The following is a 21,047-nucleotide window of genomic DNA, read 5'->3' on the forward strand; positions in this document are numbered from 1 at the left end:
GCAGAGACAACCAGGAGGTTGGCTTAGAAGCAGCCACCCTTGAAAGAGTGCGTAATAGCTCACTGGTCAAGTGATTCCGCGCCGACAATGTAGCGGGGCTCAAGCGTACCGCCGAAGTCGTGTCATTGCAGCAATACTCCCAACGGAGGCTGTGATGGGTAGGGGAGCGTCGTGTGCCGGGTGAAGCAGCCGCGGAAGCGAGTTGTGGACGGTTCACGAGTGAGAATGCAGGCATGAGTAGCGATACACACGTGAGAAACGTGTGCGCCGATTGACTAAGGGTTCCTGGGTCAAGCTGATCTGCCCAGGGTAAGTCGGGACCTAAGGCGAGGCCGACAGGCGTAGTCGATGGACAACCGGTTGATATTCCGGTACCCGCTTTGAAACGCCCAATATCGAATCAGACGATGCTAAGTCCGTGAAGCCGCCCCGGAGCCTTCGGGCAAAGGGGAGTGGTGGAGCCGACGAACCAGATCTGTAGTAGGTAAGCGATGGGGTGACGCAGGAAGGTAGTCCAGCCCGGGCGGTGGTTGTCCCGGGGTAAGGGTGTAGGGCGTTGTCCAGGCAAATCCGGACAGCACATAGCCTGAGACCTGATGCCGAGCCGATTGTGGTGAAGTGGATGATCCTATGCTGTCGAGAAAAGCCTCTAGCGAGTTTCATGGCGGCCCGTACCCTAAACCGACTCAGGTGGTCAGGTAGAGAATACCGAGGCGTTCGGGTGAACTATGGTTAAGGAACTCGGCAAAATGCCCCCGTAACTTCGGGAGAAGGGGGGCCACACCTGGTGATCGGATTTACTCCGTGAGCTGGGGGTGGCCGCAGAGACCAGCGAGAAGCGACTGTTTACTAAAAACACAGGTCCGTGCGAAGCCGTAAGGCGATGTATACGGACTGACGCCTGCCCGGTGCTGGAACGTTAAGGGGACCGGTTAGCTGACTTTCGGGTCGGCGAAGCTGAGAACTTAAGCGCCAGTAAACGGCGGTGGTAACTATAACCATCCTAAGGTAGCGAAATTCCTTGTCGGGTAAGTTCCGACCTGCACGAATGGCGTAACGACTTCTCGACTGTCTCAACCATAGGCCCGGTGAAATTGCACTACGAGTAAAGATGCTCGTTTCGCGCAGCAGGACGGAAAGACCCCGGGACCTTTACTACAGTTTGATATTGGTGTTCGGTTCGGCTTGTGTAGGATAGGTGGGAGACTTTGAAGCAGCCACGCCAGTGGTTGTGGAGTCGCCGTTGAAATACCACTCTGGTCGTGCTGGATGTCTAACCTGGGTCCGTGATCCGGATCAGGGACAGTGTCTGATGGGTAGTTTAACTGGGGCGGTTGCCTCCCAAAGGGTAACGGAGGCGCCCAAAGGTTCCCTCAGCCTGGTTGGCAATCAGGTGTTGAGTGTAAGTGCACAAGGGAGCTTGACTGTGAGACCGACGGGTCGAGCAGGGACGAAAGTCGGGACTAGTGATCCGGCGGTGGCTTGTGGAAGCGCCGTCGCTCAACGGATAAAAGGTACCCCGGGGATAACAGGCTGATCTTCCCCAAGAGTCCATATCGACGGGATGGTTTGGCACCTCGATGTCGGCTCGTCGCATCCTGGGGCTGGAGTCGGTCCCAAGGGTTGGGCTGTTCGCCCATTAAAGCGGTACGCGAGCTGGGTTTAGAACGTCGTGAGACAGTTCGGTCCCTATCCGCTGTGCGCGTAGGAATATTGAGAAGGGCTGTCCCTAGTACGAGAGGACCGGGACGGACGAACCTCTGGTGTGCCAGTTGTCCTGCCAAGGGCATGGCTGGTTGGCTACGTTCGGGAGGGATAACCGCTGAAAGCATCTAAGCGGGAAGCCTGCTTCGAGATGAGTATTCCCACCTCCTTGAGAGGGTAAGGCTCCCAGTAGACGACTGGGTTGATAGGCCGGATGTGGAAGCCCAGTAATGGGTGGAGCTGACCGGTACTAATAGGCCGAGGGCTTGTCCTCAGTTGCTCGCGTCCACTGTGTTAGTTCTGAAGTAACGAACTCGCCATCGCCGGCTTGAGTTCAACTTCATAGTGTTTCGGTGGTCATAGCGTTAGGGAAACGCCCGGTTACATTCCGAACCCGGAAGCTAAGCCTTTCAGCGCCGATGGTACTGCAGGGGGGACCCTGTGGGAGAGTAGGACGCCGCCGAACAACCCGCCCTTTTAGCTCAGTCGGCAGAGCGTCTCCATGGTAAGGAGAAGGTCAACGGTTCGATTCCGTTAAAGGGCTCAGAGAAGAAGGCCCCCGCCAATTGGCGGGGGCCTTCTTTGTTTTCCGGACCCAGCGTGTAATGGCAAGGCGCGGAACGACAAGGCCGGCGCCTTCGGCGCCGGCCCTCCTGCCCCTGGCACTCATTCGCCCTTGATGGGCTCCGGGAGGCGCATCGCCAGGATCGCCATGTCGTCCGAGGCCGGTTCCACCGCGAAGCGTTCCACCGCGCGCAGCACGCGTGCGGCGACCGCACCGGCTGTCAGGCCCGTGCAGGTCGTCAGGACCTCCGTGAGACCGTCGTCGCCCAACATCCGCGTGCCCTCGCGGCGTTCCGTGACGCCGTCCGTGACGCACAGCAGGACGTCACCCGGGTCGAGGGTCACCGTCTGCTCGTACAGCTCCAGGTCGTCCATGACGCCGAGCAGCGGCTGCGGGTCCGCGGCCGGTTCGACCGTGCCGTCCTGGCGCAGGCGCAGCGGGAGCGGGTGCCCGGCGCAGACCACCTTCATGACGGCCGAGCCGTCCTCCTGCGGCCACAGCTCCCCGTAAAGGAGCGTCAGGAAGCGGCTGCGGGCGCCCTCGTCGAGGATCGCCGCGTTCAGCCGCTCCAGGACCGCCGGGCCGCCGAAGCCCTCGCGGGCGAGCAGCCGCAGGGCGTGCCGGGCGAGGCCGGTCACCGCCGCGGCCTCCGGGCCCGTACCGCAGACGTCGCCGATGGCGAAGCCGTACGCGCCGTCGCGGATCGGGAAGAGGTCGTAGAAGTCGCCGCCCACCTCGTTGCCCTCGCCGGCGGCGCGGTAGATGACCTCGACCTCGACGCCGGGGATCTGGGGCAGGCCCGGCGGCAGCAGGCTGCGCTGGAGCGAGCGGCTGATGGCCATGCGCTCCGAGTACAGGCGCGCGTTGTCGAGGGCCAGGGCCGCCCGGCGGGAGAGGTCCTCCGCGAGCTCCAGGATCTCCTGGCGGAAGTGGTCGTCGGAGGGTTTGCCGAGGGTGAGCATGCCGATGACGCGGTTGCGGGCGAACAGCGGCAGGACGACGGTCTCGCCGCCGACGACGGCCGCGGTGGCCAGCGTCGCGTCGATGCCGGAGGACAGCGGGCCGGTGTGGTCCTGGCCGAGGTCCGCCATCGAGGTGGCGAGCGCGGCGCGGTGCGCGGCCTCGGCCGGCGCTGGCCAGACGCGGGCGCCGGGGGTCGGCACCGGGTCCGGCGGGGCGATGGAGGAGAGCAGCGCCTTGAGGCCGTCGATGCGGTCCTCGTCCTCGTGCAGGACGTACGAGAGGCTGGGCTCGGAGGTCTGGTCGGCGATCGTGTAGACGGCGCACCAGGTGGCGAGCGTCGGCACGGTCATCTGGGCCATCAGGGCCAGGGTCTGGTCGTGGTCGAGGGTGCCGGCCAGCAGGTCGGAGGCCTCGACGAGGAAGCTGAGCGAGCCGCGGCGGAGCCGTTCCAGTTCGCCGAGCCGGGCCGATTCGACGGCCAGGGCGATCCGGTCGGCGGCGAACTGCAGGCGCAGGGCCTCCTCGTTGGAGTACCGGCCGGCGGCCTCGGCGGCGACGCCGAGCGAACCGGTCAGCCGGCCCTCGACCTTCAGCGGCACGGTGACGACGGAGCGCATGCCGGTGCCGTCGAGGAGCGGTACGGCTCCGGGGACGGCGGAGAGGTCCTCGTGGACGGCGGGCATGCGGGCGGAGCCGTAGCGGCCGGCGCCCGCCTCGACGGGGACACGGGCGAAGCGCTGCCGTGCGGAGGGGAGTCCGGTGGTGGCCCGTACCTCTAGTTCGGTCTCGTCGTCGGTGGCGAGGAGCAGGAACGCGGAGTCGCCGTCGAGCATGTCGCGGGCGCGTTCGACGGTGCGCTGGAGCAGTCCGTCGAGGTCGTCGGGGGCGGGGGAGCCGATGAAGACCTCGAAGGGGTCGGCGGCGTGGCTCTCCGAGCCGGAGTCGGCGGCCGGCGGGCGCAGCGGCGTCTGGAGGACGGCGCGTTCGTGGTCGCGGACGAGGAGGCAGACCGTGGACGGGTGGCCGTGGGTGTCGCGGACGCGGAGGTGGGAGGCGTAGACGGGGACGACGCGGCCGTCGTCGCCGCGGAGTCCGTAGCTGCCCTCCCAGCGGGAGAGTTGCAGGGCTTCGGCGAGGCCGGTGCCGATCCCGGGGGTGTGGGGCCAGGCGGCGAGGTCGGCGAGGGGCTTGCCCAGCACCTGTTCGGGTGAATAGCCGAACAGATGTGCTGCGTCCTCGTTCCAGGACGTGATGGACCCGACGCCGTCGATCTGGACGACGGCGACCCGCACCCGGTCCTCGGCCGCCGGAAGCAGGTCGACGGGCAGCGCGGGCCCGGCGGTGCGGGTGCCCACGGGCCGGGCGGGCAGGTCGAGTTGGAACCAGACCTTCTTGCGGGTGGCGGTGTAGTCGACGCCCCAGCGGGTGGCGAGCGCGGCGCAGAGCAGCAGCCCGCGGCCGTTTTCGCGGTCCGGGCTGCCGAGGTTCTGGGCGCCCTGGACCGGGATCTCCCGCTCGGGGTAGTGGTCGGACACCTCGACCCGTACGCCCTGGTCGGTGCGCAGGCACAGCACGTCGGCGGCGGTGCCGGCGTGGACCACCGCGTTGGTGACGAGCTCGCTGGTGAGGACGACGGCGTCGTCGACGACGTCGGCGTGTCCCCAGCCCTGCAGGGTGTCGCGGACGAAGGCGCGGGCGGTCGCCACGGACCGGCCGACGGGATCGAAACTGGCGGCGGCCCGCGCGGTGATCACAGAACTCCTCGTACGCGTATCGACGCCCGGCTCTGCCATGGTCGGCTGCCCCTCCCGGTGCCCGGTGGTCGTGCTGCGCGTCACACCGCCCCGGCCGGGCGGAGCGGGGCGGTTGGACAGTCCGGTGCCAGGTTACTTACCTTCGCAGTCCGGGCGGGTGCCGGTCGTCACTGTTTCCGTCCCCAGGAGTCGGGGACGCTATGCGAAGTCGCCGAACTGTTATGGCCGGGTTCGGCTGCGGTGAAACACTGGGAAGGCTTCCGGTACGGCGGAAGCGGTGCTGCGCGGAGCGGTACGGGTCGATCCCTGCGGGAGGGACACGGTGGAGTCTGGCGTGACGGCGCGACGCGGCAGCGGCACGCGCGCGAAGGGCGGACGGTCCCGGAGCAATGGGACGGTGCAGGTGGACGCGGCGGCGCTGCAGCGGCTGCTCGCGGCACTGGTGGCGATGCGGGACGGGAACTTCCGCCGCCGGCTGACGGTGAACGGCGACGGCACGATGGCGGAGATCGCCGCCGTGTTCAACGAGGTCGCCGACCGCCAGCTGCACCTGACCGGCGAGCTCTCCCGGGTGCGCCGGATGGTCGGCCGCGAGGGGAAGCTCTCGGAGCGGCTGGAGGTCGGGCCCAGCGAGGGCACCTGGGCGGCAGCGGTGGAGGCCGCCAACCAGCTGGTCGACGATCTGACGCGGCCGGTCTCCGAGGTGGGCCGGGTGCTGTCCGCGGTGGCGGAGGGCGACCTGGAGCAGCGGATGGAGCTGCGCTCGGAGGGTCCCGAGGGCTCGGTGCGGCCGCTGCGCGGGGAGTTCCTGAAGGTCGCCCGTACGGTGAACAACCTCGTCGACCAGCTCTCCGCGTTCACGGACGAGGTGACGCGGGTCGCGCTGGAGGTCGGCACCGAGGGCAAGCTGGGCGGTCAGGCCCAGGTGCGCGGTATGTCGGGTTCGTGGAAGGACCTCACGGACTCCGTCAACACGATGGCGTACCGGCTCACCGCGCAGGTGCGCGACATCGCCATGGTGACCACGGCGGTCGCCAAGGGCGATCTGTCGCGGAAGGTCACCGTCCATGTGGACGGCGAGATGCTGGAGCTGAAGAACACCGTCAACACGATGGTGGACCAGCTCTCGGCCTTCGGTTCCGAGGTGACCCGGGTGGCCCGCGAGGTGGGCACCGAGGGCGAGCTGGGCGGCCAGGCCGAGGTGCCGGGCGCGGCGGGCGTCTGGAAGGACCTGACGGACTCCGTCAACACGATGGCGGGCAACCTGACGAGCCAGGTGCGCGGCATCGCCGAGGTGACGACGGCCGTCGCCAACGGCGACCTGTCGCAGAAGGTCCGGGTGAGCGCCCGCGGCGAGGTGGCCCAACTCGCCGACACCATCAACCAGATGACCGAGACCCTCGCGGTGTTCGCCGACGAGGTGACCCGGGTGGCGAGCGAGGTCGGCGCCGGCGGTGTGCTCGGCGGCCAGGCGCAGGTGCCCGGCGCGGCCGGCACCTGGAAGGACCTCACCGACTCGGTCAACACGGTGTTCCGGAACATCACCACGCAGGTGCGGGACATCGCGCAGGTGACGACGGCGGTGGCGAACGGCGACCTGTCGCAGAAGGTCACCGTCGACGTCAACGGCGAGATGCTGGAGCTGAAGAACACCGTCAACACGATGGTGGACCAGCTGTCCGCCTTCGGTTCCGAGGTGACCCGGGTGGCCCGGGAGGTCGGCGTCGAGGGTCTGCTCGGCGGCCAGGCGCACGTACCGGGGGCGGCCGGCACGTGGAAGGACCTCACCGACTCGGTGAACAACGCCTTCCGCAACCTCACCGGCCAGGTGCGGGACATCGCCCAGGTGACGACGGCGGTGGCGAACGGCGACCTGACGCAGAAGGTCACCGTCGACGTCGCGGGCGAGATGCTGGAGCTGAAGAACACCGTCAACACGATGGTGTCGCAGCTGTCGAACTTCGCCGACCAGGTGACCCGTATGGCGCGCGACGTGGGCACGGAGGGCCGCCTCGGCGGTCAGGCCCGCGTCGACGGCGTCTCGGGCACCTGGAAGGAGCTCACCGACTCCGTCAACTTCATGGCCGGCAACCTCACCTCGCAGGTGCGCCAGATCGCCCAGGTGACGACGGCCGTGGCCCGCGGCGACCTGTCGCAGAAGATCGACGTGGACGCCCGCGGCGAGATCCTCGAACTCAAGAACACCATCAACACGATGGTCGACCAGCTCAGCGCCTTCGCCGAGCAGGTGACCCGGGTGGCCCGCGAGGTGGGCACCGACGGCCGCCTCGGCGGCCAGGCGCAGGTGCCGGGCGTGGCCGGCGTGTGGCGGGACCTGACGGACTCGGTGAACGGCATGGCCGGGAACCTGACCGCGCAGGTGCGCAACATCGCCCAGGTCGCCACCGCGGTCGCGCGCGGCGACCTGTCCCAGAAGATCGACGTGGACGCCCGCGGCGAGATCCTGGAGCTGAAGAACACCCTGAACACGATGGTCGACCAGCTGTCGAACTTCGCGGAGCAGGTGACGCGGGTGGCCCGCGAGGTGGGCACGGAGGGCATCCTGGGCGGCCAGGCCGAGGTGCAGGGCGTCTCCGGCACCTGGAAGGACCTCACCCAGTCGGTGAACTTCATGGCGAACAACCTGACCAGTCAGGTGCGCAACATCGCCGAGGTCACCACCGCCGTGGCGCGCGGCGACCTGTCGAAGAAGATCACCGTCGACGCCAAGGGCGAGATCCTGGAGCTGGTCACCACCGTCAACACGATGGTCGACCAGCTGTCGAACTTCGCCGACGAGGTGACGCGGGTGGCCCGCGAGGTGGGCACCGAGGGCATCCTCGGCGGCCAGGCCCGGGTCCGCGGCGTGACGGGCACCTGGAAGGACCTGTCCGACAACGTCAACCTGATGGCCAACAACCTGACCAGTCAGGTGCGGAACATCTCCCGCGTCTCGGCGGCCGTCGCCAACGGCGACCTGTCGAAGAAGGTCACGGTCGAGGCCCGCGGCGAGGTCGCCGAGCTCGCCGAGACCGTGAACACGATGGTGAAGACGCTGTCGTCGTTCGCCGACGAGGTGACCCGGGTGGCCCGCGAGGTGGGCACCGACGGCATCCTCGGCGGCCAGGCCCGCGTCCCCGGCGTCTCGGGCACCTGGAAGGACCTCACCGACTCGGTGAACGTCATGGCCGACAACCTCACCGGCCAGGTGCGGCAGATCGCCACCGTCACCACCGCCATCGCCAAGGGCGATCTCACCCGGAAGATCGACATCGATGCCCGGGGCGAGATCCAGGAGCTGAAGAACACCATCAACACGATGGTCGATCAGCTGTCCAACTTCGCCGAGGAGGTCACCCGCGTGGCCCGCGAGGTGGGCACGTACGGGCAGCTGGGCGGTCAGGCACGGGTCCGGGACGTCGACGGCACCTGGCGGGACCTCACCGAGTCGGTGAACGAGATGGCCGGGAACCTGACCCGGCAGGTGCGCGCGATCGCCGCCGTCGCCACCGCGGTGACCCGCGGCGACCTCAACCTGAAGATCGACGGTGTGGACGCGGCCGGCGAGATCCAGGCCCTCCAGGACAACATCAACACGATGATCGTCAACCTGCGCGACACCACCCTCGCCAACGAGGAGCAGGACTGGCTCAAGGGCAACCTGGCCCGGATCTCCGGCCTGATGCAGGGCCGCCGGGACCTCGACGACGTGGCCTCGCTGATCATGAGCGAGCTGACCCCGGTGGTCTCCGCGCAGCACGGCGCGTTCTTCGTGGCGATGCCGGTGGGCGCGTCGAGCGCCGCCGAGGTGGGGGAGCAGGAGGAGGGCCAGTACGAGCTGCGGATGCGCGGCAGCTACGGGTACTCGGCCGGCTCGATGCCCACGTCCTTCCGGCCGGGCGAGACGCTGATCGGCACGGCCGCGGAGGAGAAGCGGACCATCCAGGTCAACGTGCCGCCGGGGTACCTGAAGATCTCCTCCGGCCTCGGTGAGGCGTCCCCGGCCCACGTGATCGTGCTGCCGGTGCTGTTCGAGGGGAAGGTGCTGGGCGTGATCGAGCTGGCGTCCTTCCAGCCGTTCACGCAGATCCAGCGGGACTTCCTCAACCAGCTGGCGGAGATGATCGCGACGACGGTCAACACCATCAGCGTCAACACCAAGACCGAGGTGCTGCTGAAGCAGTCGCAGGAGCTGACCGAGCAGCTGCGCGAGCGGTCCGCCGAGCTGGAGCACCGGCAGAAGGAACTGCAGACCACCAACGCGGAGTTGGAGGAGAAGGCCGAACTGCTGGCCCAGCAGAACCGCGACATCGAGGTGAAGAACACCGAGATCGAGGAGGCCCGGCAGGTCCTGGAGGAGCGGGCCGAGCAGCTCGCGGTCTCCATGCGCTACAAGTCCGAGTTCCTGGCCAACATGTCGCACGAGCTGCGCACCCCGCTCAACTCGCTGCTGATCCTGGCCAAGCTGCTCGCGGACAACGCCGAGGCGAATCTGACGCCCAAGCAGGTCGAGTTCGCCGAGACGATCCACGGCGCCGGGTCCGATCTGCTTCAGCTCATCAACGACATCCTGGACCTCTCGAAGGTCGAGGCGGGCAAGATGGACGTCTCCCCGACCCGGATCGCGCTGGTCCAGCTCGTGGACTACGTGGAGGCCACGTTCCGTCCGCTGACCGCGGAGAAGGGCCTGGACTTCTCCGTACGGGTCTCTCCGGAGCTGCCCGCGACCCTGCACACCGACGAGCAGCGGCTGCTGCAGGTGCTGCGCAACCTGCTGTCGAACGCGGTGAAGTTCACCGACACCGGCGCCGTGGAGCTGGTGATCCGCCCGGCCGGCACGGACGTGCCGCAGTCGATCCGGGAGCAGCTGCTGGAGGCGGGCTCGCTGCGCGAGGCGGACGCCGAGCTGATCGCGTTCTCGGTGACCGACACGGGCATCGGCATCGCGGCCGGCAAGATGCGGGTGATCTTCGAGGCGTTCAAGCAGGCCGACGGGACGACCAGCCGCAAGTACGGCGGCACCGGCCTCGGCCTGTCGATCAGCCGGGAGATCGCCCGGCTGCTCGGTGGCGAGATCTACGCGGCCAGCGAGCCCGGCCGCGGTTCGACGTTCACGCTGTACCTGCCGCTGCACCCCATCGAGCTGCCGGCCAACGGCTACCCGCAGTCCGACGCCCAGCCCGAGGGCATCGAGGCGGGGGACGACGCTCCGCTCGCCCTGGAGGCCCCGCGGGCGCCGACCATGCCGCCGGTGGAGGCGCGCTCGGGCGCCGCGGCCCTGTTCCGGCACCGCCGCAAGGCCGCCGGGTGGGCCGCGGGCGGCCGGGCGGGCGGGCTGCCGGCCGGGGCCGTACCGGGGCAGGAGGCGTACGGGGCGGCCGAGGAAGAGGAGGAGCCGCGCCGCACCTTCTCCTTCGGCGGCGAGAAGGTGCTGATCGTCGACGACGACATCCGCAACGTCTTCGCGCTCACCAGCGTCCTGGAGCAGCACGGCCTGTCGGTGCTGTACGCGGAGAACGGCCGGGAGGGCATCGAAGTCCTGGAGCAGCACGACGACGTGACGGTGGTGCTGATGGACATCATGATGCCCGAGATGGACGGGTACGCGACGACGACGGCGATCCGCAGGATGCCGCAGTTCGCCGGGCTGCCGATCATCGCGCTCACCGCGAAGGCGATGAAGGGCGACCGGGAGAAGGCGATCGAGTCCGGGGCCTCGGACTATGTGACGAAGCCGGTGGACCCCGACCACCTGCTGGCGGTGATGGAGCACTGGATGCGCGGGGAGTGAGCGGAGCGGCCGGGCGCGGCGGCGTGTGGGAGGCCGGTCCACGGGGAACCTTCTCCTCTCTCACAGCGTTTCTGCTATGTGCACAGTGACATCACGGTGACAGGGTGTGGCGACAGGCGGGGTGCGGCTACCATGACCGGCACAAGGACGGACGGCGCATGGGAGTCGTCATCTGGGGCGGCCCCCGGTGCGTCCCTCGGCACGACCGGCCGGGGGGAGCCCGCGCCGGGGCGAGGAGGACGGGGCATGGTGCAGAAGGCCAAGATCCTCCTGGTCGATGACCGGCCGGAGAATCTGCTGGCGCTGGAGGCCATCCTCTCCGCGCTCGATCAGACACTGGTGCGGGCATCGTCCGGGGAGGAAGCGCTCAAGGCGCTGCTGACGGACGACTTCGCGGTCATCCTGCTGGACGTCCAGATGCCCGGTATGGACGGCTTCGAGACCGCCGCGCACATCAAGCGGCGGGAGCGGACGCGGGACATTCCGATCATCTTCCTCACCGCCATCAACCACGGCCCGCACCACACCTTCCGCGGGTACGCGGCCGGCGCGGTCGACTACATCTCCAAGCCGTTCGACCCGTGGGTGCTGCGCGCCAAGGTCTCGGTGTTCGTGGAGCTGTACATGAAGAACTGCCAGCTGCGCGAGCAGGCCGCACTGCTGCGGCTGCAGTTGGAGGGCGGCGCCGGCCCCGCCAAGGAGTCCGCCGGGCTGCTCGCCGAGCTGTCCGCCCGCCTTGCGGCCGTCGAGGAGCAGGCCGAGGCGCTGTCGAAGCAGCTGGACGACGACTCCGCGGACGCGGCCGCCGTCGCGACCGCGGCCCATCTGGAGCGCAAGCTCACCGGATTGCGCCGCGCGCTCGACGCGCTGGAGCCGGGTACGGGCGGCGCCCCGAGCCTCCCCGCTCAGACCTGACGTTCCGTCATGCGGAGCCGTCCGCGGTGAACGGACGTCAGTTTCCGGGCCGGTTGCGGACGACACGGACGGGTGAAGCGGTGGGCAGGAGTGTTCACCGCCGTCTCCACCGGTAACCTCAGCATCATGGCCTCACGTACGTCCGGCAAGGGTTCCCAGGGCACGGCGGGCACCGCGAAGCCGCGTGCCGGCCGTACGACGGGCGCCGCGAAGAAGGCGGCGGCCGCCAAGCCCCCTGCGAAGAAGACCGCGGCCAAGAAGGCCCCCGCCCGCAAACCCGCGGCGAAGAAGGCCGCGCCCAAGCCCGCCCCGTCGCCGACCGGAGGCGTGTACCGGCTCGCCCGCGGCGTCTGGCTCGGCCTCGCGCACGCCGTCGGCGCGATGTTCCGGGGCATAGGGCGCGGCGCGAAGGGCCTGGACCCGGCCCACCGCAAGGACGGCCTGGCGCTGCTGCTGCTCGGCCTCGCGCTGATCGTCGCGGCCGGCACCTGGTCCAACCTGCGCGGGCCCGTCGGCGACCTGGTCGAGATGCTGGTCACCGGCGCGTTCGGCCGGCTCGACCTGCTGGTGCCGCTGCTCGTCGGCGCCATCGCGATCCGGCTGATCCTCTACCCGGAGAAGCCCGAGGCCAACGGGCGCATCGTCATCGGCCTGTCCGCCCTGGTCGTCGGCGTGCTCGGCCAGGTCCACATCGCCTGCGGCTCGCCCGGCCGGGGCCAGGGCAGCGACGCGATACAGGACGCCGGAGGGCTCATCGGCTGGGCCGCCTCCCAGCCGCTGATCTTCATGATGGGCGAGGTCCTCGCCGTCCCGCTGCTGGTCCTGCTCACGATCTTCGGCCTGCTCGTGGTCACCGCCACCCCCGTCAACGCCATCCCGCAGCGGCTGCGCGCGCTCGGCGTCCGGCTCGGCCTGGTCGAGGCGGAGGCGGACCCGGAGGAGGCCGGGGCGTACGACGAGGACGCCTGGCGCGACGCCGAGGCCCGGCGCGCCCGCCCGGCCCGCCGCCGCGGCGCGGCGGCCACGGAGCCGCACGACGCCGACCGGGCCGAGGAGGAGGCGCTCACCAGCCGGAAGCGGCCGCGCCGCGGCGCGCAGCCGGACTTCGACCGGCCCCTGGACGCCGTGGACGTCGCCGCCGCGGCCGCCGCCGCGCTCGACGGGGCGGTGCTCAACGGCATGCCGCCGTCCCCGCTGGTCGCCGACCTCACCCGGGACGTCACCGCCGACCGGGAGCGCGCCGCCGCGGTGGGCGAGCGGACCGGAGCCGGCGACCGGTCCGGCACGGCTGCCGAGCGGGCCGGCACGGCAGCCGAGCCCGCCGTGCCGCCGGCCCGAGGGTCCGAGCGCCCCGGCGCCGTACCCGACCTCACCAAGCCCGCCCCCGACCCCACCGACCTGCCGCCGCGCGCCGAGCAGCTCCAGCTGTCGGGGGACATCACGTACGCGCTGCCCTCGCTGGACCTGCTGGAGCGCGGCGGGCCGGGCAAGACCCGCAGCGCCGCCAACGACGCCGTCGTCGACTCGCTGACCAACGTCTTCACCGAGTTCAAGGTCGACGCGGCCGTCACGGGCTTCACCCGCGGCCCGACGGTCACCCGCTACGAGGTCGAGCTCGGCCCCGCCGTGAAGGTCGAGAAGATCACGGCGCTGACCAAGAACATCGCGTACGCCGTCGCCTCCCCGGACGTGCGGATCATCTCGCCGATCCCCGGCAAGTCCGCGGTCGGCATCGAGATCCCCAACAGCGACCGGGAGATGGTCAACGTCGGCGACGTGCTGCGCCTCGCCGACGCGGCCGGCGACGAGCACCCGATGCTGGTGGCGCTCGGCAAGGACGTCGAGGGCGGCTACGTGATGGCCAACCTGGCGAAGATGCCGCACGTCCTGGTCGCCGGCGCCACCGGCTCCGGCAAGTCGTCCTGCATCAACTGCCTGATCACCTCGATCATGATGCGGGCCACCCCCGAGGACGTCCGGATGGTGCTGATCGACCCCAAGCGGGTCGAGCTCACCGCGTACGAGGGCATCCCGCACCTGATCACCCCGATCATCACCAACCCGAAGCGGGCCGCGGAGGCGCTGCAGTGGGTGGTGCGCGAGATGGACCTGCGCTACGACGACCTGGCGGCCTTCGGCTTCCGGCACATCGACGACTTCAACGAGGCCATCCGCGAGGGCAAGGTCAAACTGCCCGAGGGCAGCGAGCGCGAGCTCCAGCCGTACCCGTACCTGCTGGTCATCGTCGACGAGCTGGCCGACCTGATGATGGTCGCCCCGCGCGACGTCGAGGACGCGATCGTCCGCATCACCCAGCTCGCCCGGGCCGCCGGCATCCACCTCGTGCTCGCCACCCAGCGGCCGTCGGTCGACGTGGTCACCGGCCTGATCAAGGCCAACGTGCCCTCCCGGCTCGCGTTCGCCACCTCCTCGCTGGCCGACAGCCGTGTCATCCTCGACCAGCCCGGCGCGGAGAAGCTCATCGGCAAGGGCGACGGGCTGTTCCTGCCGATGGGCGCGAACAAGCCGACGCGCATGCAGGGCGCGTTCGTCACCGAGCAGGAGATCGCCGTCGTCGTCCGGCACTGCAAGGACCAGATGGCGCCGGTCTTCCGCGACGACGTCACCGTCGGCTCCAAGCAGAAGAAGGAGATCGACGAGGAGATCGGCGACGACCTCGACCTGCTGTGCCAGGCCGCCGAACTGGTCGTCTCCACGCAGTTCGGCTCCACCTCGATGCTCCAGCGCAAGCTGCGCGTCGGCTTCGCCAAGGCGGGCCGGCTGATGGACCTGATGGAGTCCCGCAACATCGTCGGCCCCAGCGAGGGTTCCAAGGCGCGGGACGTCCTCGTCAAACCGGACGAGCTGGACGGAGTGCTGGCCGAGATCCGCGGGGAGTCTCACTCGTAAGGGTTTACGGGGCAACCGTTTCCCTTGCTCGTACGTCCAGTTGGAGGAGTGGACAGGAACGTCACTCCGCCCCTCCCCGTCCCTCCGCCGTTCAGGCGGGCGCGCTCGGCCATTCCGATGGCGTACAGATCGCGGCCGCCCGGTTGCCCCACCCTTTCGTACCACCCATAGACTGAACGTCCAGCAGGTGGCTACACGCTCGAAAGGCGCCCTCGTGTCCATCGGCAACTCCCCCGAAGAAGACCGGAACCCGCCGGCCGACGACCGGAACCCGCCGGACGACCGGCCCTCCATCGGCCGCGTCCTCCAGCAGGCCCGCGTCGCCGCCGGTCTCACCGTCGACGAGATCAGCGCGTCCACGCGCGTCCGGATCCCGATCGTGCACGCGATCGAGGAGGACGACTTCTCCCGCTGCGGCGGTGCGGTGTACGCGCGCGGTCACATCCGCACGCTCGCCCGCGCCGTCGGTCTCGATCCCGCCCCGCTGGTCGACCAGTACGACGCCGAGCACGGCGGCCGGCCCGCGCCGACCCCCGCCGCCCCGCTCTTCGAGGCGGAACGCATCCGCCCCGAACCGCGCCGGCCCAACTGGACCGCCGCCATGGTCGCGGCCATCGTCGCCGTCGTCGGCTTCGTCGGCTTCACCATGTTCAGCGGCACCGACGCCGACAGCTCCGGCGGCACCGTCGCCGAGGGCCCGGCGCCGGCGAAGACCAGTCCGAAGCCCACGCCGACCAAGCCCGCCGCCGACCCCAAGCCGGTCCCCTCCGAGAGCGCCATCGCCGCCGTCCCGGCGGACAAGGTCACCGTGATCGTGGTCGCCCAGGACAAGAGCTGGATCTCGGCCAAGGGCAAGGACGGCCAGACGCTCTTCGCGGGCTTCCTCGACGAGGGCGAGAAGAAGACCTTCCAGGACGACGAGCGCGTCGATCTGGTCCTCGGCAACGCCGGGCCGATCGAGCTCTGGGTGAACGGGAAGAAGATCGACGAGAAGTTCGAGGAAGGCGCCGTCGAACGGCTCTCGTACAGCAAGGGTGACCCGGCGACCGGCTGATTCCGGCCCCGGATGACGTCCCGGTCGTTCCGACCCGTGCGCGGGTGAACCCTGCGCGGCGGGGGAGCGGCCGGGACGAAGTAGTCTTGAGTCCATGCCCGAACGCCGTACCGTCGCCCTTGTCACTCTTGGCTGCGCCCGTAACGAGGTGGACTCGGAGGAGCTCGCAGGCCGCTTGGCAGCGGACGGCTGGGAGCTCGTCGAGAACGCCGAGGACGCGGACGTCGCCGTCGTCAACACCTGCGGCTTCGTCGAGGCCGCCAAGAAGGACTCGGTCGACGCCCTGCTCGAAGCCAATGATCTGAAGGATCACGGCCGGACCCAGGCCGTGGTGGCCGTCGGCTGCATGGCCGAGCGCTACGGCAAGGAGCTCGCCGACGCCCTGCCCGAGGCCGACGGCGTGCTCGGCTTCGACGACTACGCCGACATCAGCGGCCGGCTCCAGACCATCCTCAGCGGCGGCAGCGTCGAGGCGCACGCGCCCCGCGACCGCCGCAAGCTGCTGCCCCTGTCCCCGGTGGAGCGCCAGAAGGCCGCCGCCGAGGTGGCCCTGCCCGGCCACGGCGACGCCCCCGAGAGCGCCCCGGCCGACCTCACGGACCTTCCCGAGGGCGTCGCCCCGGCCTCCGGGCCGCGCGCCCCGCTGCGCCGCCGGCTGGACACCAGCCCGGTCGCCTCGGTGAAGCTGGCCTCCGGCTGCGACCGGCGCTGCTCGTTCTGCGCCATCCCGTCCTTCCGCGGCTCCTTCGTCTCCCGCCGTCCCTCCGACGTGCTCGGCGAGACGCGCTGGCTCGCCGAGCAGGGCGTCAAGGAGATCATGCTGGTCTCCGAGAACAACACCTCGTACGGCAAGGACCTCGGCGACATCCGCCTCCTGGAGACGCTGCTGCCCGAGCTGGCCGCCGTCGACGGGATCGAGCGGATCCGGGTCAGCTACCTGCAGCCCGCCGAGATGCGCCCCGGCCTGATCGACGTGCTCACCTCGACCGAGAAGGTCGCCCCGTACTTCGACCTGTCCTTCCAGCACAGCGCGCCCGACGTGCTGCGGGCGATGCGCCGCTTCGGCGACACCGACCGCTTCCTGGAGCTCCTGGAGACCATCCGCTCCAAGGCCCCGCAGGCCGGTGCCCGGTCCAACTTCATCGTCGGCTTCCCCGGCGAGACCGAGGCGGACTTCGCCGAGCTGGAACGCTTCGTCACGCACGCCCGGCTCGACGCGATCGGCGTCTTCGGCTACTCCGACGAGGACGGCACCGAGGCCGCCACGTACGAGCACAAGCTGCCCCAGGAGGTCGTCGACGAGCGCCTGGCCCACCTGTCCCGGCTCGCCGAGGAGCTCACCGCGCAGCGCGCGGAGGAGCGCCTCGGAGAGACCCTGGAGGTGCTGGTGGAGTCCTTCGACGAGGAGGACGGCTGGATCGGCCGGGCCGCCCACCAGGCGCCCGAGACCGACGGCCAGGTGATGCTCACCACGGACGGCGCCGGCGGCGAGGACCTGGCTCCCGGCCTTATGGTCAGGGCCAAGGTCGTCGGCACCGAGGGCGTCGACCTGGTGGCCGAATGTCTGATCGAGGAGGCGGGCAGATGACCGGAGTGCCGGCATCCGCGGCGGGCGGGACCGGTAGGCCGGCGCCCCGCGGCAAGCTGGGCGCTGCGGCCGTCGACCAGGCCAGCCTGTGGAACATCGCGAACATCCTGACCATGATCCGTCTGGTGCTCGTGCCGGCCTTCGTGGTCCTGCTGCTGCAGGACGGCGGGCACGACCCGGTCTGGCGGGCCTGGGCGTGGGCGGCCTTCGCCGTCGCGATGATCACCGACGTCTTCGACGGGCACCTGGCCCGCGCGTACAACCTGGTCACCGACTTCGGGAAGATCGCCGACCCGATCGCCGACAAGGCGATCATGGCGGCCGGGCTGATCTGTCTGTCGTCCCTGGGTGACCTGCCCTGGTGGGTGACCGGGGTGATCCTCTTCCGGGAGCTCGGAATCACGCTCATGCGGTTCTGGGTGATCCGGCACGGAGTGATTCCGGCCAGTCGCGGCGGCAAGCTGAAGACCCTCGCGCAGGGCACCGCGGTCGGCATGTACGTCCTGGTGCTGACCGGGCCGCTGGCCACGTTCCGCTTCTGGGTGATGACGGCCGCCGTCGTGCTGACGGTCGTCACCGGTCTGGACTATGTGCGGCAGGCGGTGGTGCTGCGCCGCAGGGGACTGGCCGCGGAGCGCGCGGCGGCCGCGGCGGGAGCGAGGACGACGGCATGAAAGAGGCCGCCCAGGTCCTGGGACTGCTCGTGGAGCGCGACCAGACACTGGCCGTCGCGGAGTCCCTCACGGGCGGTCTGGTGGCCGCGGAGCTCACCGGGGCGGCCGGAGCATCGCGGATGTTCCGCGGGTCCGTCACGGCGTACGCGACGGCCCTGAAGGAGCAGCTGCTCGGGGTGGACGGGACTCTTCTGGCGGAGCGCGGCGCGGTCGACCCGGACGTCGCGCTGCAGATGGCGCAGGGTGTGCGGGACCGGCTCGGCGCCGACTGGGGCATCGCGACCACGGGCGTCGCGGGCCCGGAACCCCAGGACGGACAGGCCGTCGGCACCGTCTACGTGGCCGTCGCGGGACCGGTCGGAGCCGGGAAAGTGGCCTCGTTGCGATTGAACGGCGATCGTGCGGAAATCCGTAGAGAGAGTGTGCGGAGCGTGCTGGAACTGCTCGGCGGCGAACTCTCCGGAAATGCGCGGGCACAGGATACGGAACAGAACGGGGGGAATTGATGTTTGCAGCCCTGAGTGAACACGACATCGCTCCCCGCACGGCCGCGGCGCAAGGCGGTACGGTGGGGCGTGAAGGATGCGGCTACGCGGTCCGAGGAGGGAGCCACCGATGATTCTGCTCCGTCGCCTGCTGGGTGACGTGCTGCGTCGGCAGCGCCAGCGCCAGGGCCGTACTCTGCGCGAAGTCTCCTCGTCCGCCCGAGTATCGCTCGGCTATCTCTCCGAGGTGGAGCGGGGGCAGAAGGAGGCTTCCTCCGAGCTGCTCTCCGCGATCTGCGACGCGCTTGACGTACGGATGTCCGAGCTCATGAGGGAAGTGAGCGACGAGTTGTCGCTGGCCGAACTGGCCGAGTCTGCGGCGTCGAGCGACCCGGTGCCCGCACCGGTGCGCCCCATGCTCAACTCCGTGTCGGTGACGTCGGTGACAGGTGTGCCGACCGAGCGGGTGACCATCAAGGCGCCCGCCGAGGCGGTGGACGTCGTCGCCGCCTGATCTGTGACAGGGAATCGCCCCGGTCGCCGCCCGAACAGGGCGCGGCCGGGGCTTTTCCGTGCGTGCGGGCGGCGCGGGTGGTGCGCGGGCGCACGTGCGGCGCGTGAGGCGCGTGTGCGGCGGTCGGGTTCGCCGCCGAGATGCCGGGTGTCGGTGGGCCGTGTCATGGTGAGGTGACGGCTCGACGTCGCGCCGTGCGCCGGGGGTGCGACCGGTGCGCCCTGCCCCCGGACGGGCGGGCGGTCTAGCGTCGTCCGGAGGAGGCGGCCATGGTACGGCGACGGGTCCCGCTGACGGTGCTCGCGGTGACGCTGGGCTGCCTGTGGTTCTGGGCGGTGCTGCGGCTGCTGCTGGCGCCCGGTCAGACGGGGCTCGTGGAGGGGGCTGTCGCGGCCGGCGGCTGGGGGCTGAGTCTGCTGCCGGTGCATGTGGCGGGAATGCCTGAGGAGCGTGCGCGGCGGGGGGAGCGGGCCGCGCGGGGGCGGGTCACCACGGCATCGCGACGCCGCCGTTGGGGCGGAGGATCTGACCCGTCGTGAACGACGACGCGTCGGAGGCGAGGTGGAGCACCGCGTGCGCGATGTCCTCCGGTTCGCCGACCCGGCCCAGGGGGGAGATCCGGACCATGGCCGCCTCGGCCTGTTCCTGCGCGGCGGGTTCGTGACGGTCGGTCATGGGGGTGCGGATCCAGCCCGGGGCGACCGCGTTGACGCGGATGCCGTGCCGGCCGACCTCCGCGGCCAGGGTCTTCGTCAGCTGCACGACGGCCGCCTTGGCGGCGCTGTAGCAGAGCAGGCCCGGGCCGGCGGTGTCGACGGCGCCAGAGGCCATGGTGACGACGGAGCCCCGCACGCCCGCGTCGACCATCGAGGCGGCGGCGGCGCGGGCCGCGTGGAAGACGCCCTTGAAGTTCACGGCGAACACCCGGTCGAGGTCCTCCTCGCGGGTCTCCAGGACGCTGCTCGTGTGCATGATGCCCGCGATCGCGGCCATGACGTGCAGTGGGCCGACCGCGCGGACCGCCGCGTCCACGGCCGCGCCGTCGGTGACGTCCAGGACGTGCGGGTACGCCCGGCCGCCCCGCTCGCGGACCAGGGCGGCGGTCCGGAGCAGGCCCGGTTCGTCGAGGTCCGCGCAGTGGACGGTGGCGCCCGCCTCGGCGAGCAGCACGGCGGTGGCGCGGCCGATGCCGCTCGCGGCGCCGGTGACGAAGGCCGTGCGGCCGGTGAGGTCGTACGCGGTGAGGGGCATGAGCGGACCGTACGACCGGATCTGACGGACCGTCAATCGGTGGGAGTGGCCGTCGTCGGGGCGTGTGCCGCGGGCGCGGGGCCCCGCTGGCAGCCGGGGCACCAGTAGGTGATGCGGTCGCCCGACTCGTCCTTGTGGACCGCCGTGCCGCAGCGCAGACACGGGCGGCCCTCGCGGCCGTACACGTACAGCGGGACGCGCCCCGCGCGGGCGGTCGTGGTGCGCCGGCCGAAGCGGTCCTTGTTCGCCTCCAGGAGGCGGTGCGCGGTGGCGACCAGCCGCTCGGGGACGTCCGGGCCGAGCTCGCCGACCGGGAGCCACGGGGTCACGGCGGCGAGGAAGGCCAGCTCCGCCTTGTAGACGTTGCCGATCCCGGCGAGGTTCCGCTGGTCGAGCAGGGCCTCGCCGAGCGGGCGCGCCGGATCGGCGGTGAGCCTGCGCACGGCCTCCCGCGCGTCCCAGTCCGGGCCGAGCAGGTCGGGGCCGAGGTGGCCGACGACCTCGGCCTCGTCGGCGGTGCGGATCAGCGCCAGCACGGGCAGCCGGTAGCCCACCGCGACCGCCTCCGCGGTGCCGAGGATCGCCCGGATCTGGTGGGCCGGGCCGCCCCGCCAATGCTCGCCGGGCGCGTACACGTGCCACGCGCCGTCCATCCGCAGATGCGAGTGGAGGGTCAGTCCGCCGCCGATCCGGGTGAGCAGGTGCTTGCCGCGCGGGGTGACGTCGAGCACCTCCCGCCCGGTCAGATCGGCCGTCGCGTACCGGGGGACGCGCAGGTCGGAGCGGGTCAGGACGCGGCCGGCCAGCGCGGTGTGCAGCTGCTGGGCGGTGTGCCAGACGGTGTCTCCTTCGGGCATGGCTCCATCATGGCCCGCGGCA

The 21,047-nt window shown here is 70.3% G+C and carries 11 protein-coding genes, 1 tRNA gene and 2 rRNA genes (1 of these 14 cut by a window edge); 11 read left to right on the top strand and 3 right to left on the bottom strand.

Translation table 11 applies throughout. The features are described from left to right. From ACNJ93_RS23895 to ACNJ93_RS23905, 3 genes are all read left to right on the top strand, one after another. A 23S ribosomal RNA gene (locus ACNJ93_RS23895) occupies window positions 1–1,978 on the top strand (it extends 1,139 nt beyond the left edge of the window). 75 nt (window positions 1,979–2,053) lie between these two features. Next, a 5S ribosomal RNA gene (gene rrf, locus ACNJ93_RS23900) occupies window positions 2,054–2,170 on the top strand. Window positions 2,171–2,175: 5 nt separating this feature from the next. Continuing rightward, window positions 2,176–2,248 (top strand) — tRNA-Thr (locus ACNJ93_RS23905). A gap of 122 nt (window positions 2,249–2,370) precedes the next feature. On the opposite strand, the gene ACNJ93_RS23910 is transcribed toward ACNJ93_RS23905, so the two are convergent. Continuing rightward, window positions 2,371–5,025 carry a SpoIIE family protein phosphatase gene (locus ACNJ93_RS23910; RefSeq protein ID WP_418959474.1) on the bottom strand — a complete coding sequence of 885 codons (2,655 nt, stop codon included), beginning with the start codon at window positions 5,023–5,025 and terminating at the stop codon, window positions 2,371–2,373. 283 nt (window positions 5,026–5,308) lie between these two features. Here ACNJ93_RS23910 and ACNJ93_RS23915 point away from each other — a divergent pair, with 283 nt between their 5' ends. The 8 genes from ACNJ93_RS23915 to ACNJ93_RS23950 all read left to right on the top strand — a co-directional run bounded on the left by ACNJ93_RS23915 (window position 5,309) and on the right by ACNJ93_RS23950 (window position 18,917). Next, on the top strand, window positions 5,309–10,777 hold the full coding sequence (locus tag ACNJ93_RS23915; protein ID WP_418959475.1) for a HAMP domain-containing protein: 5,469 nt from the start codon (window positions 5,309–5,311) through the stop codon (window positions 10,775–10,777). A 246-nt stretch (window positions 10,778–11,023) separates the two neighbouring features. After that, window positions 11,024–11,692 carry a response regulator gene (locus tag ACNJ93_RS23920; RefSeq protein ID WP_418959476.1) on the top strand — a complete coding sequence of 223 codons (669 nt, stop codon included), beginning with the start codon at window positions 11,024–11,026 and terminating at the stop codon, window positions 11,690–11,692. A gap of 126 nt (window positions 11,693–11,818) precedes the next feature. Further along, window positions 11,819–14,602 carry a DNA translocase FtsK gene (locus ACNJ93_RS23925; RefSeq protein WP_418959477.1) on the top strand — a complete coding sequence of 928 codons (2,784 nt, stop codon included), beginning with the start codon at window positions 11,819–11,821 and terminating at the stop codon, window positions 14,600–14,602. Window positions 14,603–14,816: 214 nt separating this feature from the next. Beyond that, window positions 14,817–15,656 carry a RodZ domain-containing protein gene (locus ACNJ93_RS23930; protein ID WP_418959478.1) on the top strand — a complete coding sequence of 280 codons (840 nt, stop codon included), beginning with the start codon at window positions 14,817–14,819 and terminating at the stop codon, window positions 15,654–15,656. 94 nt (window positions 15,657–15,750) lie between these two features. Then, window positions 15,751–17,244, top strand: a complete 1,494-nt coding sequence (gene rimO, locus ACNJ93_RS23935) for a 30S ribosomal protein S12 methylthiotransferase RimO (RefSeq protein ID WP_418959479.1) — start codon at window positions 15,751–15,753, stop codon at window positions 17,242–17,244. Continuing rightward, window positions 17,241–17,918, top strand: coding sequence for a CDP-diacylglycerol--glycerol-3-phosphate 3-phosphatidyltransferase (gene pgsA, locus ACNJ93_RS23940; protein ID WP_418959480.1), 678 nt, complete (start codon window positions 17,241–17,243; stop codon window positions 17,916–17,918). Before rimO ends, pgsA begins: the two co-directional genes overlap by 4 nt. Next, a complete protein-coding gene (locus ACNJ93_RS23945; RefSeq protein WP_418959481.1) occupies window positions 17,915–18,424 on the top strand; it encodes a CinA family protein in 510 nt (169 codons plus the stop codon). Before pgsA ends, ACNJ93_RS23945 begins: the two co-directional genes overlap by 4 nt. Before the next feature lie 109 nt (window positions 18,425–18,533). Then, complete coding sequence (locus ACNJ93_RS23950) at window positions 18,534–18,917, top strand: helix-turn-helix domain-containing protein (protein ID WP_418959482.1); 384 nt, start codon at window positions 18,534–18,536, stop codon at window positions 18,915–18,917. Between the two features lie 486 nt (window positions 18,918–19,403). Here ACNJ93_RS23950 and ACNJ93_RS23955 read toward each other — a convergent pair whose 3' ends face one another. After that, on the bottom strand, window positions 19,404–20,168 hold the full coding sequence (locus tag ACNJ93_RS23955; protein WP_418959483.1) for an SDR family NAD(P)-dependent oxidoreductase: 765 nt from the start codon (window positions 20,166–20,168) through the stop codon (window positions 19,404–19,406). Window positions 20,169–20,200: 32 nt separating this feature from the next. Then, window positions 20,201–21,025, bottom strand: a complete 825-nt coding sequence (locus tag ACNJ93_RS23960) for a DNA-formamidopyrimidine glycosylase family protein (RefSeq protein ID WP_418959484.1) — start codon at window positions 21,023–21,025, stop codon at window positions 20,201–20,203. Window positions 21,026–21,047 lie beyond the last annotated feature (22 nt).

The organism is Streptomyces tritici (genome assembly GCF_048500665.1).
Classification (GTDB): Bacteria; Actinomycetota; Actinomycetes; order Streptomycetales; family Streptomycetaceae; genus Streptomyces; species Streptomyces tritici.

Coding starts and splice junctions, on each gene's coding strand:
- ACNJ93_RS23925 (WP_418959477.1), top strand. CDS start 11,819: ATGGCCTCACGTACGTCCGGCAAGGGTTCCCAGGGCACGGCGGGCACC.
- ACNJ93_RS23950 (WP_418959482.1), top strand. CDS start 18,534: ATGATTCTGCTCCGTCGCCTGCTGGGTGACGTGCTGCGTCGGCAGCGC.
- ACNJ93_RS23960 (WP_418959484.1), bottom strand. CDS start 21,025: ATGCCCGAAGGAGACACCGTCTGGCACACCGCCCAGCAGCTGCACACC.
- ACNJ93_RS23920 (WP_418959476.1), top strand. CDS start 11,024: ATGGTGCAGAAGGCCAAGATCCTCCTGGTCGATGACCGGCCGGAGAAT.
- ACNJ93_RS23945 (WP_418959481.1), top strand. CDS start 17,915: ATGAAAGAGGCCGCCCAGGTCCTGGGACTGCTCGTGGAGCGCGACCAG.
- ACNJ93_RS23955 (WP_418959483.1), bottom strand. CDS start 20,168: ATGCCCCTCACCGCGTACGACCTCACCGGCCGCACGGCCTTCGTCACC.
- pgsA (WP_418959480.1), top strand. CDS start 17,241: ATGACCGGAGTGCCGGCATCCGCGGCGGGCGGGACCGGTAGGCCGGCG.
- ACNJ93_RS23910 (WP_418959474.1), bottom strand. CDS start 5,025: ATGGCAGAGCCGGGCGTCGATACGCGTACGAGGAGTTCTGTGATCACC.
- rimO (WP_418959479.1), top strand. CDS start 15,751: ATGCCCGAACGCCGTACCGTCGCCCTTGTCACTCTTGGCTGCGCCCGT.